Consider the following 15661-nt stretch of genomic DNA (forward strand, 5'->3'; position numbering starts at 1 on the left):
ATTCTAGTATCTTTTCTCCCCATTCTCCGTCTGGCTCTTCTAATGCCTTTAATGCTGATCCTACTACTATTGGTGTTTCGTCTCCATCAAATTCATATTCTGATAATAATTCTCTTACTTCCATTTCTACTAATTCTATTAGTTCTTCGTCATCTACCATATCTGCTTTGTTTAAGAATACTATTATTTGTGGTACCCCTACCTGTCTTGATAACAATATATGCTCTCTTGTTTGTGGCATTGGTCCGTCTGCTGCTGATACTACTAGTATCGCTCCATCCATTTGTGCTGCTCCTGTTATCATGTTCTTTACATAGTCAGCATGGCCTGGGCAGTCCACATGGGCATAGTGTCTATTGTCTGTCTCATACTCAACATGTGCTGTTGATATTGTTATTCCTCTTTCTCTTTCTTCTGGTGCCTTATCTATATTATCAAACGCTACTGCTGATCCTGTTCCTTTTCTCTTGTTTAATACATATGTTATTGCTGCTGTCAATGTTGTCTTTCCATGGTCTACGTGTCCTATTGTTCCAATGTTAATATGTGGCTTTGTTCTTTCAAACTTAGCTTTTCCCATTATTCTTTTCCTCCTTCATTTTTATCTTTTTATATATTATTTACCAATGATACTCTCAGCTATATTCTTAGGTACTGGTTCGTAATGGTCGAATTGCATAGAATAGTTTCCTCTACCTTGAGTCTTTGAACGAAGGTCTGTTGCATATCCAAACATTTCAGACAATGGTACAAATGCATTTATAACCTTTACTCCACTTCTATCAGAGAAACTTTCTATTCTACCTCTTCTCGAATTCACATCTCCCATTACATCTCCCATATACTCCTCAGGTACAACAACTTCCACCTTCATATATGGCTCTAATAATACTGGTTTAGCTTTAGCCATAGCATCTTTAAATGCCATTGAACCAGCTATCTTAAATGCCATCTCACTAGAATCCACTTCATGATATGAACCATCATATAGAGTTACTTTAAAGTCTATACAAGGATATCCACCAACGATACCATTTAGAGATGCTTCTTGAATACCATTATCTACTGCTGGAATGTACTCCTTAGGTATAGCTCCTCCAGTAATCTTATTTTCAAATACATATCCTGAACCTGCTTCCAATGGCTCAATAATAATCTTTACATGACCATATTGTCCACGACCTCCAGATTGTCTTGCATATTTGCTTTCTATATCTGCGGTAGTAGTAACAGTCTCTTTATAAGCAACCTGTGGGTTACCTACATTTGCTTCTACTTTAAACTCTCTTAACAGTCTGTCAACAATAATCTCTAAATGTAGTTCTCCCATACCAGATATTATTGTTTGACCTGTATCTTCATCTGTATATGTTCTGAATGTTGGATCTTCCTCTGCTAATTTAGCTAATGCAATACCCATTTTTTCTTGCCCTGCTTTAGTTTTAGGTTCTATAGCAACTGATATAACAGGCTCTGGGAATTCCATAGATTCTAATATTATTGGGTTACTTTCATCACAAAGACTATCCCCTGTAGATGTAACCTTCAATCCAACTGCTGCAGCTATATCTCCTGCATAAACTTCAGTTCTCTCTTCTCTGTTATTGGCATGCATTTGCAATAATCTACCAATTCTTTCCTTCTTGCCCTTAGTAGAATTCAATACATATGAACCAGATTCCATTACTCCTGAATATACCCTAAAAAAGGCAAGTTTACCCACATATGGGTCAGTCATTATTTTAAAAGCAAGAGCTGAAAAAGGTTCTTCATCTGAAGATTTTCTTTCTATTTCTTCCTCTGTTTCTGGCGCAATACCTTTAACAGGAGGTATATCTATAGGTGATGGCATGAAATCAACTATGGCATCTATTAAAAGCTGAACACCCTTGTTCTTATATGCAGAACCACATAATACGGGCACTATATCGTTACTGATAGTAGCCTTTCTTATTACAGTTATGATTTCATCTATTGAGATATCTTCACCTTCTAGATATTTCATCATAAGTTCTTCATCATTTTCAGCAACTGCTTCCAATAATTTTTCTCTATATTCTTCAGCAAGGTCTTTCATATCTTCAGGTATATCAGTTATGTCCACCTCTGTACCTAAATCATTCTTATATACCCTTGCATTCATATTTATTAAATCAATCATACCAACAAACTCATCCTCAGCACCTATTGGCAATTGAATAGGTACTACATTTGCCTTCAATCTATCTTTCATTGTTTGAACAGACATAAAAAAGTCTGCACCCATTTTATCCATTTTATTTACGAAACACATTCTAGGAACACCGTATTTATCTGCTTGACGCCAAACTGTCTCTGACTGAGGCTCAACACCACTTTTAGCATCAAAAATTGCAACTGCACCATCTAATATACGAAGGGATCTTTCCACCTCCACAGTGAAATCCACATGTCCTGGCGTGTCTATAATATTTATTCTATGATCTCGCCAAAATGTAGTGGTAGCAGCAGAAGTTATTGTAATACCTCTTTCCTGCTCTTGTTCCATCCAGTCCATCTGTGCTGCACCTTCATGCGTCTCTCCTATTTTATGAACCTTTCCCGTATAAAACAGAATTCTTTCTGTTGCTGTAGTTTTTCCTGCATCTATATGGGCCATGATTCCTATGTTTCGTGTTTTTTCCAAAGAAACTTGTCTTGGCATAATTTCCTCCTTTCTGCTGCTCTGTTTTACTATTATTTACAGTTTAATAGCGAATATATTACCATCTGTAATGAGCAAATGCTTTATTAGCTTCAGCCATCTTATGGGTATCTTCTTTCTTTTTAACACTGGCTCCAGTGTTATTAGCAGCATCCATTATTTCTTTAGCCAATTTTTCTTTCATTGTCTTTTCTCCACGCTGTCTTGAGTAATTCACAAGCCATCTAAGACCAAGTGTTTGCCTTCTTTCAGGTCTTACTTCAATAGGCACCTGATAAGTTGCTCCACCTACACGTCTTGCTTTTACTTCTAATACAGGCATAATATTATTTAATCCTTTGTAGAAAACTTCTAGTGAATCTTCACCTGTTTTTTCTGCCATTAGATCAAATGCACCATATACTATTCTTTGAGCTACTCCTCTTTTACCATCAAGCATTATCCCATTTATGAGTTTAGTAACTATTTTATCTTTATATATTGGATCTTCCATTACTTCTCTTTTAGGTATATGTCCTTTTCTAGGCACTTCGCTTCCCTCCTTAATAATCAAAGATTAATTCATTGGTACTCGACATTTTTCTGCCGTTGTGCTCATATATCTCCTGATCCACTATTATCTATGGTCAAAAGTCTATCTCATCCGCACATTTCGACAATATTATTTTTTAGGTCTCTTAGTACCATATTTAGACCTAGCTTGTTTTCTGCTATCAACTCCAGCTGTATCTAGCGTTCCCCTTACTATATGGTATCTAACACCAGGTAAGTCTTTTATCCTACCTCCTCTAATAAGAACAACACTATGCTCTTGCAAGTTATGACCTATTCCAGGAATATAAGCTGTAACTTCATGACCATTTGTAAGCCTTACCCTAGCTATCTTTCTCAACGCTGAGTTAGGTTTCTTAGGAGTAACAGTCTTTACAGCAGTACAAACCCCTCTCTTTTGTGGAGAGTTTAATTCAGTAGGTCTCTTCTTCAAAGAGTTAAAAGACACATTCAATGCAGGAGCATCAGATTTTTTAGCAATACTAGCTCTACCTTTTCTCACTAATTGATTAATTGTTGGCATATGGGCACCTCCTTCCAATTCATGTTTATTATTTTAACAATGCTACTGAGGCTGCACTAACATCAATTCCACAGGCTTTACCCAGTTCCTTCATATGTTCAACAAACACTACATCTACTGTTTTTTCATTACACAACTGAACCAAGCTATCTATAATGAATCGGTCTGCATCTTTTGCTATATACATCATTTCAACCTTATCATTAATAACAGCTCGTTTGGCCTGCTTCGTACCTATGACTTTTTTCTTGTCTTTTAAATCAGACAACATATTAAATTTCCTCCTTTTTTAAATACCGAGAAGATTATGTGTTTAACACATAATCTTCGTTGATATCAAAAAAGCAAACCTTCCTTTTTGCACACTTATATATTTTAACACCTGATATTATCCATGTCAATAATTATTCTTCAACTTCGTTCTCTTCTTCTTCTTCTTTTTCTATATTATTTACAGCTATATTTTTATACCTTCTCATGCCAGTACCAGCAGGTATAAGTTTACCAATTATTACATTTTCCTTAAGCCCAAGAAGATGATCTTCTTTACCTTTTATTGCCGCTTCAGTAAGCACTCTGGTAGTCTCTTGGAAAGATGCAGCCGATAAGAATGATTCTGTGGCTAAAGATGCCTTAGTTATACCTAAAAGTGTTCTTCTTCCCACTGCTGGCTTCCCATCTTGATCTTCTATTTTTTCATTTTCAGCTTCAAAATCAAATATATTAACTAGGCTTCCTGGAAGCAAATCAGTATCTCCTGCATCCTCTATTTTTACTTTGTTTAACATTTGCTTAACAATAACCTCAACGTGCTTATCATTTATATCCACACCCTGCATCTTATATACCCTCTGAACCTCTTTCACTATATAAGACTGGACTCCGTTGACACCTTTAATCTTTAATATATCATGGGGATTTACTGAACCTTCAGTAAGCTCATCTCCAGCCTCTATATAATCACCATTTCTCACCTTTATTCTAGATCCATATGGCACAGTATATGATTTGCTTTCTCCATCTTCATCTGTAACTACTACTTCTTTTTTCTTCTTGCTTTCATTAATAGATATCTTACCTGCTATCTCTGAGATTATTGCAAGTCCCTTTGGTTTTCTAGCCTCAAATAACTCTTCAACCCTAGGCAAACCTTGAGTTATATCTCCTCCTGCTACACCACCAGTATGGAATGTTCTCATGGTAAGCTGAGTTCCTGGCTCTCCTATAGACTGAGCAGCTATAATTCCAACGGCCTCACCAACATCTACTTTTCCTCCAGTAGCAAGGTTCCTGCCATAACATTTAGCACAAATTCCATGTTTAACTTTACAAGTAAGAACCGATCTTATCTTTACAGATTCTACTCCTGCAGCTTCTATTCTATCAGCAGTATTATTATCTATTAGATTTCCTGCAGCAACTAATACTTCACCAGTTTCAGGGTTAACTACATCTTCTAGACAGTACCTTCCCGCTATCCTCTCAGATAAAGCTTCTATTATCTCATTGCCATCTTTAAATGCTTTAACCACTATGCCTTCTTCAGTGCCACAATCTTCATGTCTAACTATAACATCTTGACTTACATCCACAAGTCTCCTTGTTAAGTATCCCGAATCCGCCGTTCTCAATGCCGTATCCGCCAATCCTTTTCTGGCACCATGGGTAGAAATAAAGAATTCCAAAACTGAAAGTCCTTCTCTAAAGTTAGCCTTAACAGGCATCTCAACAGTTTTACCCGAAGCATTTGCCATAAGTCCCCTCATACCGGCTAACTGTCTTATCTGGTTTTTACTACCTCTAGCTCCAGAATGGGCCATTATAAATATATTGTTCAATTTATCTAGATTACTCATCAATGCATCGGTTACATCCTCTGTGGTCTTAGTCCACACTTCAATTACTTTTTCATATCTCTCGTCATCTGATATAAGACCTCTTCTATATGCCTTTTCATATTTATCTATTAATTCCTCAGCTTTAGAAACCAATTCTTTTTTTGCCTCAGGAACTATTATATCTCCGACACTTATAGTAATAGCTCCCACTGTAGAATAATGGAACCCAACCTGTTTTATATGGTCAAGCACTGATGCAGTAACAGTATTTCCATGCGTATTAAAGCATTTTTCTATAATTTTTCCAAGCATTTTTTTATCAACCAAGGTATCCACTTCTAAAGAATATTTATCTTTAGACCTATCTACAAATCCTAAATCCTGTGGAAGGTGCTCATTAAATATGAATCTTCCCACAGTACCTTCAACCAGCTGACCTTTATCATCTTCATCTAGTCTTCTCCTAATCTTGACTCTAGCATGAAGTCCTACTTCTTCATTTTGATAGGCAAGGAACATTTCATTAAAATCTTTAAATATCTTTCCTTCTCCTTTTTCTCCATCAACTTCTATTGTCAAATAATAACTTCCCAGTACCATATCTTGGGTAGGAGTAGTTATAGGCTTTCCTGCCTGAGGAGCTAAAATATTATTTATAGATAACATTAAAAATCTTGATTCCGCTTGAGCTTCACTGGACAATGGCACATGGACAGCCATCTGGTCTCCATCAAAGTCCGCATTATATGCTGTACATACCAATGGATGAAGTTTTATAGCTTTACCTTCTACAATTACAGGTTCAAAAGCCTGAATACCCAATCTATGAAGGGTAGGAGCACGGTTAAGAAGCACTGGGTGGTTTTTAATAACCAATTCTAAAACATCCCAAACTTCACCTTTCACTTTCTCTACCATTCTCTTTGCACTCTTAATATTATGAGCTAATCCATCACTCACTAATTTCTTCATTACAAAAGGCTTAAATAATTCCAAAGCCATTTCTTTAGGTAATCCACATTGATAAAACTTCAGCTCTGGTCCTACGACTATAACAGAACGTCCAGAGTAGTCAACCCTTTTCCCCAATAGATTTTGTCTAAATCTACCTTGCTTACCTTTAAGCATATCGGATAGAGATTTTAATGGCCTATTACCTGGTCCTGTTACAGGCCTACCCCTTCTACCATTATCTATTAAGGCATCTACTGCTTCTTGAAGCATTCTTTTTTCATTTCTTACAATTATATCTGGTGCACCTAAATCTAAAAGTCTTTTTAATCTATTATTTCTATTTATAACCCTTCTATACAAATCATTTAAATCAGATGTAGCAAACCTACCACCGTCTAGTTGAACCATAGGTCTCAAATCTGGTGGAATAATAGGTATAACATCCAATATCATCCATTCTGGTTTATTTCCAGATTGTCTAAATGCCTCTATTACTTCTAACCTTCTTGTTATCCTAATCTTTTTTTGTCCAGAACTGTCTTTAAGTTGCATCCTAAGTTCCTTAGACTCTTTATCCAATTCTATATTTCTCAACAACTCTTTAACGGCCTCTGCACCCATACCAGCCTTAAATTTTTTGCCATATTTATCTACGGCCTCTCTATACTCTTTCTCACTTAAAAGTTGTTTATTGGACAAAGGAGTATCTCCCGAATCAATTACTACATATGAAGCAAAATACAATATCTTTTCAAGAGATCTTGGAGACATATCTAATATAAGTCCCATTCTACTAGGTATCCCTTTAAAATACCAAATATGAGAAACTGGAGCAGCTAATTCAATATGCCCCATTCTCTCTCTTCTAACTTTAGCCTTTGTTACTTCAACACCACATCTATCACATACAACGCCCTTATACCTAACTCTCTTATACTTACCACAGTGACACTCCCAGTCCTTTGTAGGCCCAAATATCTTTTCACAAAATAGACCTTCTTTTTCTGGCTTAAGTGTTCTATAGTTTATAGTTTCTGGTTTTTTAACCTCACCTCTAGACCACTGTCTAATCTTTTCAGGAGAAGCTAATCCAATTCTTATGGAATCAAAGTTATTTAATTCAAACAAGGGGCTTTCTCTCCCTTCCACTTAAATAATTTATAGGATAAACTTTCAATGAACAACATCAATTCTTATCATCTTCTTGATCGTAATCATTATTTTCAAGTTCTAATTTAATATTACTATCTTCTTCATCATCTTCCACCGATTCTTTAATCTCTATTTCATTATCTTCTTCCGTAAGTACCTTGACATCTAACGATAAACTTTGAAGCTCTTTTATTAACACCTTAAAGGATTCAGGTATTCCAGGATCTGGTATATTTTCACCTTTAACAATAGCTTCATATGTTTTAACACGGCCTACAACATCGTCAGATTTAACTGTTAATATCTCTTGAAGTGTATGAGCAGCTCCATAGGCCTCCAATGCCCAAACCTCCATCTCACCAAATCTCTGTCCTCCAAACTGTGCTTTACCTCCCAGAGGTTGCTGAGTAACTAGAGAATAAGGTCCTGTAGATCTTGCATGTATTTTATCATCAACTAAGTGATGGAGTTTTAACATATACATATATCCAACAGTAACTGGATTATCAAAATGCTCCCCAGTTCTTCCATCTCTAAGCATTATTTTACCACTTCTAGGAAGTCCTGCTTCCTCCAACGCATCCATTATATCATCTTCATTGGCACCGTCAAATACAGGAGTAGCTACATGCCATCCCAATGCATTGGCAGCCATACCTAAATGGACCTCTAAGACCTGACCTATATTCATCCTTGATGGTACCCCTAAAGGATTTAATACCACATCTAGAGGCTTTCCATCTGGTAAATATGGCATATCTTCCTCTGGCAGTATTCTAGAAATAACACCCTTGTTCCCATGCCTACCACACATCTTATCTCCAACATTTATTTTTCTTTTAGTAGCCACATATACTCTAACTAACTCATTAACTCCTGGTGGCAATTCATCTCCATTTTCTCTAGTAAATACCTTCACATCCACTATAATGCCTGTCTCACCGTGGGGCACTCTCAATGAAGTATCTCTAACCTCTCTAGCCTTTTCTCCAAATATAGCTCTCAAAAGTCTTTCCTCAGCAGTAAGCTCAGTCTCTCCTTTAGGAGTTACTTTTCCTACTAAAATATCTCCAGACTTAACCTCTGCTCCTGACCTTATTATTCCTCTTTCATCTAAATCCTTAAGGGCATCTTCTCCAACATTGGGTATATCCCTAGTTATCTCTTCTGGTCCCAATTTAGTATCCCTTGCATCGGATTCATACTCTTCTATGTGAATAGATGTTAATACATCTTCCTTAACTAATCTCTCATTTAATAATATAGCATCCTCATAGTTATAACCTTCCCAAGTCATAAACCCTATCAGTAAATTTTTACCTAAGGCAATCTCTCCTAAATCAGTAGAAGGTCCATCTGCTATAACTTGACCCTTTTGGATCTTTTCGTCTTTTTCAACTATAGGTCTTTGATTAATACAAGTACCTTGATTAGACCGCTTAAACTTTAATAATTTATATTTTTCTATCTGTCCATCTTCGTCTTTTCTTATCAAGATTTCATTGGCACTTACTTTATCTACTACACCATCAACTTTAGAAACAATGGCAACTCCAGAGTCCTTCGCTGCCTTATATTCCATTCCAGTACCAATTATAGGGGCTTGAGGCTTCAACAAAGGCACTGCCTGTCTCTGCATGTTAGCACCCATCAATGCCCTATTGGCATCATCATTCTCTAAAAATGGTATCATAGCTGTTGCTACAGAAACTATCTGTTTAGGAGACACATCCATATAATCCGCTTCATCTCTTGGTATTACATCGATAGCACCATTCTCTCCCCTGATAGCAACCCTCTTATTTATAAAATGTCCCTCTTCATCTAATGGCTCATTTGCCTGGGATACAACAAAATAATCTTCAACATCTGCTGTCAAATATTCTATATCCTCAGTAACTACAGCCCTTTCTTTATCTACTTTTCTAAAAGGCGCTTCAATAAAACCATATTCATTTATCCTAGCATATGTTGCCAGTGAGTTTATTAGTCCTATATTTGGACCCTCAGGCGTTTCTATTGGACACATTCTACCATAATGGGAATGGTGAACATCCCTAACCTCGAATCCAGCCCTATCTCTACTTAATCCTCCTGGCCCTAATGCAGACATCCTTCTCTTATGGGTAAGCTCAGCCAACGGATTTGTTTGATCCATAAATTGAGACAATTGACTGCTACCAAAAAATTCTTTTATAGAGGCTGCCACTGGCCTTATATTTATCAATGCTTGAGGCGTAGCAATATCTATATCTTGAATAGTCATCCTCTCTCTAACTACCCTCTCCATTCTAGAAAGACCTATTCTAAATTGGTTTTGCAACAATTCTCCCACTGACCTAACTCTTCTATTGCCTAAATGATCTATATCATCTTCTTCCCCTACACCATTAAAAAGATTGAATTCATAGTTCATAGAAGCAATAATATCTGGTATTATTATATGCTTAGGCATAAGCTCTCTTATTCTTTCTTTTATTGAATCCTTTATTTCGTCTTCATTTTCACTTTGATCTAATATAGATTTCATTACAGGATAATATACCCTTTCCTTTAGACCTAATTCAGTCAAATCAAAGGGTAATTCAAAGGAATCTACATCTATAAAATGATTGCCTATAACTTTTACTATTTTACTACCATCTACTAATATATCTACATCATTTATACCAGAAGCCTCTATTTTATATGCCATATCTCTAGTTATCTTTTGACCCTTTTCTGCTAAAATCTCTCCAGTCTCAGGGTCCACTACATTTTCTGCTGCTTCTCTACCTATTATTCTATTATGTAGAGCTAATTTCTTGTTAAATTTATATCTACCAACTTTAGCTAAATCGTATCTTTTGGGATCAAAAAATAATGTGTTTATCAAAGACCTTGCACTTTCTACTGCTGGTGGCTCTCCAGGTCTTAATCTCTTATAAATTTCTAATAGTCCGTCTTCTTCTGATTCAGCACTATCTTTCTCCAAAGAATTCAATAGCTCTTCGCTTTCTCCAAACAACTCTAATATATCTGCGTCTGTACCATATCCCATGGCTCTAGCTAGTACTGTAATAGGAAGCTTTCTAGTCCTATCAACCCTTACATATACTATGCCATTAGAGTCACTCTCAAACTCTAACCAAGCACCTCTATTTGGTATTACTGTGGCAGAATATTGCCTATTCCCTGTCTTATCTATATTCTGGGAATAATAAACGCCAGGAGACCTTACCAACTGACTTACAATAACCCTTTCTGCTCCATTAATTATAAAAGTCCCTTTTTCTGTCATTAATGGAAAGTCTCCCATGAACACCTCTTGTTCCTTTACTTCTCCTGTTTCCTTATTAATAAGTCTTACCTTCACCTTCAATGGTGCAGCATAGGTGGTATCTCTTTCTTTACATTCTTCTACACAATATTTAGGTTCACCAGAAATATGATAATCAACAAACTCCAAAATCAAATTTCCAGTATAGTCCTGTATTGGAGATATATCTTCAAATACCTCCTTTAATCCTTCATTCACAAACCACTTATAAGATTGTTTCTGTACTTCAATTAAATCAGGTAATTCTAAAACTTCTTCAATCCTAGAATAACTCATTCTAACCCGTTTACCAAATGAAACAGGATGCACCATTTATAATTCACCCCTTATTTAAAACTAAAATACCATAAGTAATATTTACTAATGGCTTCTTTTCATGGTATGATTAATAACATATCTATATATTATTCCCCTTTGGGAAATATTTATTCAAAATTTATGCCAACTTTTGACTATTCGGCATTTTATAATATTATCACATGAAAATACAGTTGTCAAGTAAAGTTTCTCCAAAAAAATAAGCTTCAAAAAAAATCTTCGAAGCTTATCCTTTTAGTCAATATATTAAATTCAATAAAGCAAAATACATGAAATATGCTCTGGGAAAATCCCAGAGCAATTATTTAAAACTATTTTACTTCTACAGTTGCTCCTACTTCTTCTAATTTTGATTTCATTTCTTCTGCATCTTCTTTAGATACTGCTTCTTTAACTGGCTTTGGAGCTCCATCAACTAATGCCTTAGCTTCTTTTAATCCTAATCCAGTTATTTCTCTAACTACTTTGATAACTTTGATCTTAGAATTTCCAGCATTTGAAAGAACTACATCAAATTCAGTCTTTTCTTCTGCGCCACCTGCTGCTGCTGCACCTGCTACTGGAGCTGCTGCCATTGCTACTGGAGCTTGAGCACTTACTCCAAATTCTTCTTCTAATGCCTTTACTAAATCAGATAATTCTAAAACTGTTAATCCCTTTACCTCTTCAATTAAATTCATAACTTTTTCACTTGCCATTTTATTATCCCTCCATTATTTTCTTTAAACATTTAATTTTTATTTCTCATTCAATTATGCCTCTTGTTTCTCCTTAACGGCATTTAATGCATATACAAGGTTTTTGATATTAGCTTGCAATACATTGGCAAATCCAGATATTGGACCATTCAATCCTCCAAGCACTTGTGCTATTAACACTTCTTTTGGTGGTAATTCTGCCAATTCTTTTATGCCATCTAATCCAATAATCTTACCATCTACTACACCAGCTTTTATGTCAAGCTCTTCATGTTCTTTAGCAAATTCATTTGTGATTTTAGCTGGAGCCACTGGATCCTCAAATCCAAAAGCAATAGCATTAGGTCCTACCAAGTGTTTATTGAATTCCTCTAATCCTTGGTCTTTAAAAGCAAATCTCATCATAGTGTTTTTGTATACTTTATATTCTACTCCTGCTTCAGTAAACTTCTTTCTTAATTCTGTAACTTCTTCAACATTTAAACCTCTATAGTCAACCAACACCATGGCTTGAGCTTTGTCAATTTTTCCTTTTATTTCTTCAACAACTTGTTTTTTGGACTCTATCCTCGAACTCATTTATCTTCCACCTCCCTAAAGAGCAATTCTACAATTTTCTAGCATTAAATATAATTATTATTAAAAAAAGGATCTCTCATAGACATAGAGAGATCCTGCATAATCATTTTATCAGGAAACCTCGGTAGGATATTTAAGCTTAACGCTCCTACTGTCTACGGTGTAATATACAATTTATTTAATAGAAACAAAATTTATTATAACACTCTACAATAAGGTTGTCAACAAATTTATTTCTCCATTAATTTTTGTCCATTAATCTTTATTCCTGGACCCATCGTACTAGATATAACAACACTTCTTAAATATTTCCCCTTTGCTGCCGATGGTTTAGCCTTTATTATCGCACCCATAATTGCATCAAAGTTTTCCTGTAATTTCTCTGTTCCAAAAGAAGCCTTTCCTATAGGAACATGTATTATACTAGTCTTATCAACTCTATACTCTACTTTACCAGCTTTAATCTCTTTTATAGCTTTTTCTACATCAAATGTAACTGTACCTGATTTAGGATTGGGCATTAAACCCTTAGGTCCTAATATTCTACCTAATCTACCAACAACCCCCATCATATCAGGAGTAGCTACTACTACATCAAAATCAAACCAATTTTCTTTTTGAATTTTTTCCATATACTCTTCAGCACCAACATAATCTGCTCCAGCAGCTTCCGCTTCTTTTACTTTTTCTCCTTTAGCAAAAACAAGAACCTTTTTTGTCTTTCCAGTACCATGAGGAAGAACTATAGCTCCTCTAACTTGTTGGTCTGCATGTCTTGGATCTACTCCTAGTCTAACCGATAACTCTATAGTTTCATCAAATTTAGCTTTAGCTGTTTTTTGTACTAACTCTATTGATTCTGACGCATCATATAATTTTTCCCTATCAAGTATTTTGGCACTATCTTGATAATTTTTACCTCTTTTTGACATAAGTATAACCTCCTCAGTGGTATTAACGACTTTACAAATCTCCCACATATTTCATTATTCTTCGACTACAATTCCCATACTTCTAGCTGTACCAGCCACCATACTCATAGCAGCATCAATATCATTTGCATTCAAATCTGGCATCTTAACTTCTGCAATTTCCTTTACTTTATCCTTTGATATTGTTGCTACTTTATTCTTATTTGGCTCTCCAGATGCTGTGTCTATACCCAATGCTTTTTTAAGCAAAACAGCTACTGGAGGGGTTTTTGTTATAAAGCTAAAAGATCTATCTTGGTAAACTGTTAGAACAACAGGAATTATCATGCCTGATTGATCAGCAGTTTTTGCATTAAATTCTTTACAGAATCCCATTATGTTTACACCATGAGGTCCCAAAGCAGTACCTACTGGTGGTGCTGGAGTTGCTTTTCCCGCTGGAATCTGTAATTTTACTACAGCTACAACTTTCTTAGCCATAACCCTTACACCTCCTTATTATTTAGTGGATTTAGACAGTTTGTCTACCACTTTTGACAAATATTTAATCTAAAATTTATTTATATTTTTTAAAATTACTCACTAGAATAAATAAACTCCCATTACAATTTCTCCACTTGCCCAAAATCTAACTCAACAAGGGTCTCTCTACCAAACATAGATATAAACACTTTCATTTTTCTCTTTTCAAGATTTATATCTTCTACATTTCCCATGAAGTTTTCAAAGGGTCCTGATATAACCTTTATAGAATCCCCTATCTCTATATCTATTTGAGGTAAAGCTTCTTGTACTCCCAACATCTTAATTTCGTCATTGGTCAATGGAACAGGTTTAGAACCAGGCCCAACAAAACCTGTAACCCCTCTGGTATTCCTTACAAGATACCAGGATTCGTCAGTTATTATCATCTTCACCATAACATATCCAGGAAATTTCTTTCTCTCTTTTACTTTTCTTTTTCCATTTTTAGTCTCTATATGCTCTTCAGTGGGCACTTTAACTTCTTGTATTACGTCTTGCATTCCTCTATTTTCTACCATCTTCTCTATATTCGCCATAACTTTATTTTCATGTCCTGAATACGTGTGTACAACATACCACTTGGCTTTATCTGATATATCTGCCATATTATATGGGGACCTAATAAAAAAGGTCCTTCCCTCCCTTTTATTTTTTTAACCTACTATAACCGATAACAGTCCTTGGTAAACAGTATCTAGAACCCAAATTAACAAGCCCATTAAAGCGCATGTAACCAAAACCACTATTGTGTGGTTTATCAAGTCTTTTTTATTAGGCCAACTAACTTTTTTGATTTCAGATCTTACTCCTCGAAAAAAGCCTCCTAATCTGTTAAAAACTCCTTTATTCGCTCCTGCTTGAGCCGCCATCCATTTCACATCCTTATTTGTTTTATTATCTTTAATCTACTTAGTTTCTTTATGAACTGTGTGAGTTTTACAGAACTTACAATACTTTTTCATTTCCATTCTGTCAGGATGTTGTCTTTTATTTTTAGTTGTATTATAATTTCTTTGTTTGCACTCTGTACATTCTAAAGTAATTTTATCTCTCATTACAAACACCTCCTACACCATACCGTATATATATATGTCAGTCTACTTCAAGGCATAATAACCCAATAATAACTACATTACTTTATATAAACTATCACAAATAAAAAAGTATGTCAATAAAAAATAGAATATAAAACACATTATATATAGTATGTCCCTATTTAACTATCAAGTATTCAATTATACATATTAAATTATCTAAAAAAGACTAGGCCAAACCTAGTCTTTTAGATTATTCTATAATCTCACTAACTACTCCAGCTCCTACTGTTCTTCCACCTTCACGGATCGCAAATCTTAATCCTTCTTCCATCGCTATTGATGTTATTAATTTGATTTCAAATGTTGCATTGTCTCCTGGCATACACATTTCTACGCCTTCTTCTAAGTTTATTTCTCCTGTTACGTCTGTTGTTCTAAAGTAGAATTGTGGTCTGTATCCGTTAAAGAATGGCGTATGTCTTCCTCCCTCTTCTTTTGTCAATACATATACTTCTGCTTTGAACTTTGTATGGGGTGTTATTGTTCCTGGT

Annotated in this window: 15 protein-coding genes and 1 other annotated feature; all 15 genes read right to left on the reverse strand. The window is 35.3% G+C overall.

Going from position 1 to position 15661, the window contains the following annotated elements:
• Positions 1–580: GTP-binding protein (locus Q326_RS0113400; RefSeq protein ID WP_026894933.1), on the reverse strand; the 580-nt coding region annotated here is incomplete at its 3' end.
• A 36-nt stretch (positions 581–616) separates the two neighbouring features.
• The gene (gene fusA / locus Q326_RS0113405) at positions 617–2683 is read right to left on the reverse strand and encodes an elongation factor G (protein ID WP_026895848.1); all 2067 of its coding nucleotides are present in this window, start codon (positions 2681–2683) and stop codon (positions 617–619) included.
• 58 nt (positions 2684–2741) lie between these two features.
• On the reverse strand, positions 2742–3212 hold the full coding sequence (rpsG, locus tag Q326_RS0113410) for a 30S ribosomal protein S7 (RefSeq protein ID WP_026895849.1): 471 nt from the start codon (positions 3210–3212) through the stop codon (positions 2742–2744).
• 132 nt (positions 3213–3344) lie between these two features.
• Entirely contained in the window at positions 3345–3758 is a 414-nt protein-coding gene (gene rpsL, locus Q326_RS0113415; RefSeq protein WP_026895850.1) for a 30S ribosomal protein S12, read from the reverse strand.
• Between the two features lie 28 nt (positions 3759–3786).
• Positions 3787–4029: a ribosomal L7Ae/L30e/S12e/Gadd45 family protein gene (locus tag Q326_RS0113420; RefSeq protein WP_026895851.1), complete on the reverse strand. Its 243-nt coding sequence runs from the start codon at positions 4027–4029 to the stop codon at positions 3787–3789.
• A gap of 133 nt (positions 4030–4162) precedes the next feature.
• Complete coding sequence (rpoC, locus tag Q326_RS0113425; protein ID WP_026895852.1) at positions 4163–7678, reverse strand: DNA-directed RNA polymerase subunit beta'; 3516 nt, start codon at positions 7676–7678, stop codon at positions 4163–4165.
• Positions 7679–7736: 58 nt separating this feature from the next.
• Positions 7737–11333, reverse strand: coding sequence for a DNA-directed RNA polymerase subunit beta (rpoB, locus tag Q326_RS17435; RefSeq protein WP_084489661.1), 3597 nt, complete (start codon positions 11331–11333; stop codon positions 7737–7739).
• Positions 11334–11650: 317 nt separating this feature from the next.
• Positions 11651–12037, reverse strand: coding sequence for a 50S ribosomal protein L7/L12 (gene rplL / locus Q326_RS0113435; RefSeq protein ID WP_026895853.1), 387 nt, complete (start codon positions 12035–12037; stop codon positions 11651–11653).
• A 54-nt stretch (positions 12038–12091) separates the two neighbouring features.
• On the reverse strand, positions 12092–12616 hold the full coding sequence (gene rplJ / locus Q326_RS0113440) for a 50S ribosomal protein L10 (RefSeq protein ID WP_026895854.1): 525 nt from the start codon (positions 12614–12616) through the stop codon (positions 12092–12094).
• Positions 12617–12670: 54 nt separating this feature from the next.
• Positions 12671–12795, reverse strand: a sequence feature (ribosomal protein L10 leader region).
• A 51-nt stretch (positions 12796–12846) separates the two neighbouring features.
• The gene (gene rplA / locus Q326_RS0113445) at positions 12847–13548 is read right to left on the reverse strand and encodes a 50S ribosomal protein L1 (RefSeq protein WP_026895855.1); all 702 of its coding nucleotides are present in this window, start codon (positions 13546–13548) and stop codon (positions 12847–12849) included.
• Between the two features lie 54 nt (positions 13549–13602).
• On the reverse strand, positions 13603–14028 hold the full coding sequence (gene rplK, locus Q326_RS0113450; protein ID WP_026895856.1) for a 50S ribosomal protein L11: 426 nt from the start codon (positions 14026–14028) through the stop codon (positions 13603–13605).
• 122 nt (positions 14029–14150) lie between these two features.
• Positions 14151–14678, reverse strand: a complete 528-nt coding sequence (gene nusG, locus Q326_RS0113455; protein ID WP_034602342.1) for a transcription termination/antitermination protein NusG — start codon at positions 14676–14678, stop codon at positions 14151–14153.
• A 48-nt stretch (positions 14679–14726) separates the two neighbouring features.
• Positions 14727–14942, reverse strand: a complete 216-nt coding sequence (secE, locus tag Q326_RS0113460; RefSeq protein ID WP_026895858.1) for a preprotein translocase subunit SecE — start codon at positions 14940–14942, stop codon at positions 14727–14729.
• A 36-nt stretch (positions 14943–14978) separates the two neighbouring features.
• Entirely contained in the window at positions 14979–15128 is a 150-nt protein-coding gene (gene rpmG / locus Q326_RS0113465) for a 50S ribosomal protein L33 (protein ID WP_026895859.1), read from the reverse strand.
• Positions 15129–15360: 232 nt separating this feature from the next.
• The coding region (locus tag Q326_RS0113470; RefSeq protein ID WP_026895860.1) for an EF-Tu C-terminal domain-related protein at positions 15361–15661 on the reverse strand (301 nt) is incomplete at its 5' end.

It is taken from the genome of Clostridiisalibacter paucivorans DSM 22131 (assembly GCF_000620125.1).
Taxonomy (GTDB): domain Bacteria; phylum Bacillota; class Clostridia; order Tissierellales; family Clostridiisalibacteraceae; genus Clostridiisalibacter; species Clostridiisalibacter paucivorans.

Bases quoted from the DNA above. Each gene is read 5' to 3' on its own strand.
- rplA (WP_026895855.1), bottom strand. From the start codon at position 13,548: ATGTCAAAAAGAGGTAAAAATTATCAAGATAGTGCCAAAATACTTGAT.
- rplL (WP_026895853.1), bottom strand. From the start codon at position 12,037: ATGGCAAGTGAAAAAGTTATGAATTTAATTGAAGAGGTAAAGGGATTA.
- rpmG (WP_026895859.1), bottom strand. From the start codon at position 15,128: ATGAGAGATAAAATTACTTTAGAATGTACAGAGTGCAAACAAAGAAAT.
- rpsL (WP_026895850.1), bottom strand. From the start codon at position 3,758: ATGCCAACAATTAATCAATTAGTGAGAAAAGGTAGAGCTAGTATTGCT.
- secE (WP_026895858.1), bottom strand. From the start codon at position 14,942: ATGGCGGCTCAAGCAGGAGCGAATAAAGGAGTTTTTAACAGATTAGGA.
- nusG (WP_034602342.1), bottom strand. From the start codon at position 14,678: ATGGCAGATATATCAGATAAAGCCAAGTGGTATGTTGTACACACGTAT.
- rplJ (WP_026895854.1), bottom strand. From the start codon at position 12,616: ATGAGTTCGAGGATAGAGTCCAAAAAACAAGTTGTTGAAGAAATAAAA.
- rplK (WP_026895856.1), bottom strand. From the start codon at position 14,028: ATGGCTAAGAAAGTTGTAGCTGTAGTAAAATTACAGATTCCAGCGGGA.
- Q326_RS0113420 (WP_026895851.1), bottom strand. From the start codon at position 4,029: ATGTTGTCTGATTTAAAAGACAAGAAAAAAGTCATAGGTACGAAGCAG.
- rpoB (WP_084489661.1), bottom strand. From the start codon at position 11,333: ATGGTGCATCCTGTTTCATTTGGTAAACGGGTTAGAATGAGTTATTCT.
- fusA (WP_026895848.1), bottom strand. From the start codon at position 2,683: ATGCCAAGACAAGTTTCTTTGGAAAAAACACGAAACATAGGAATCATG.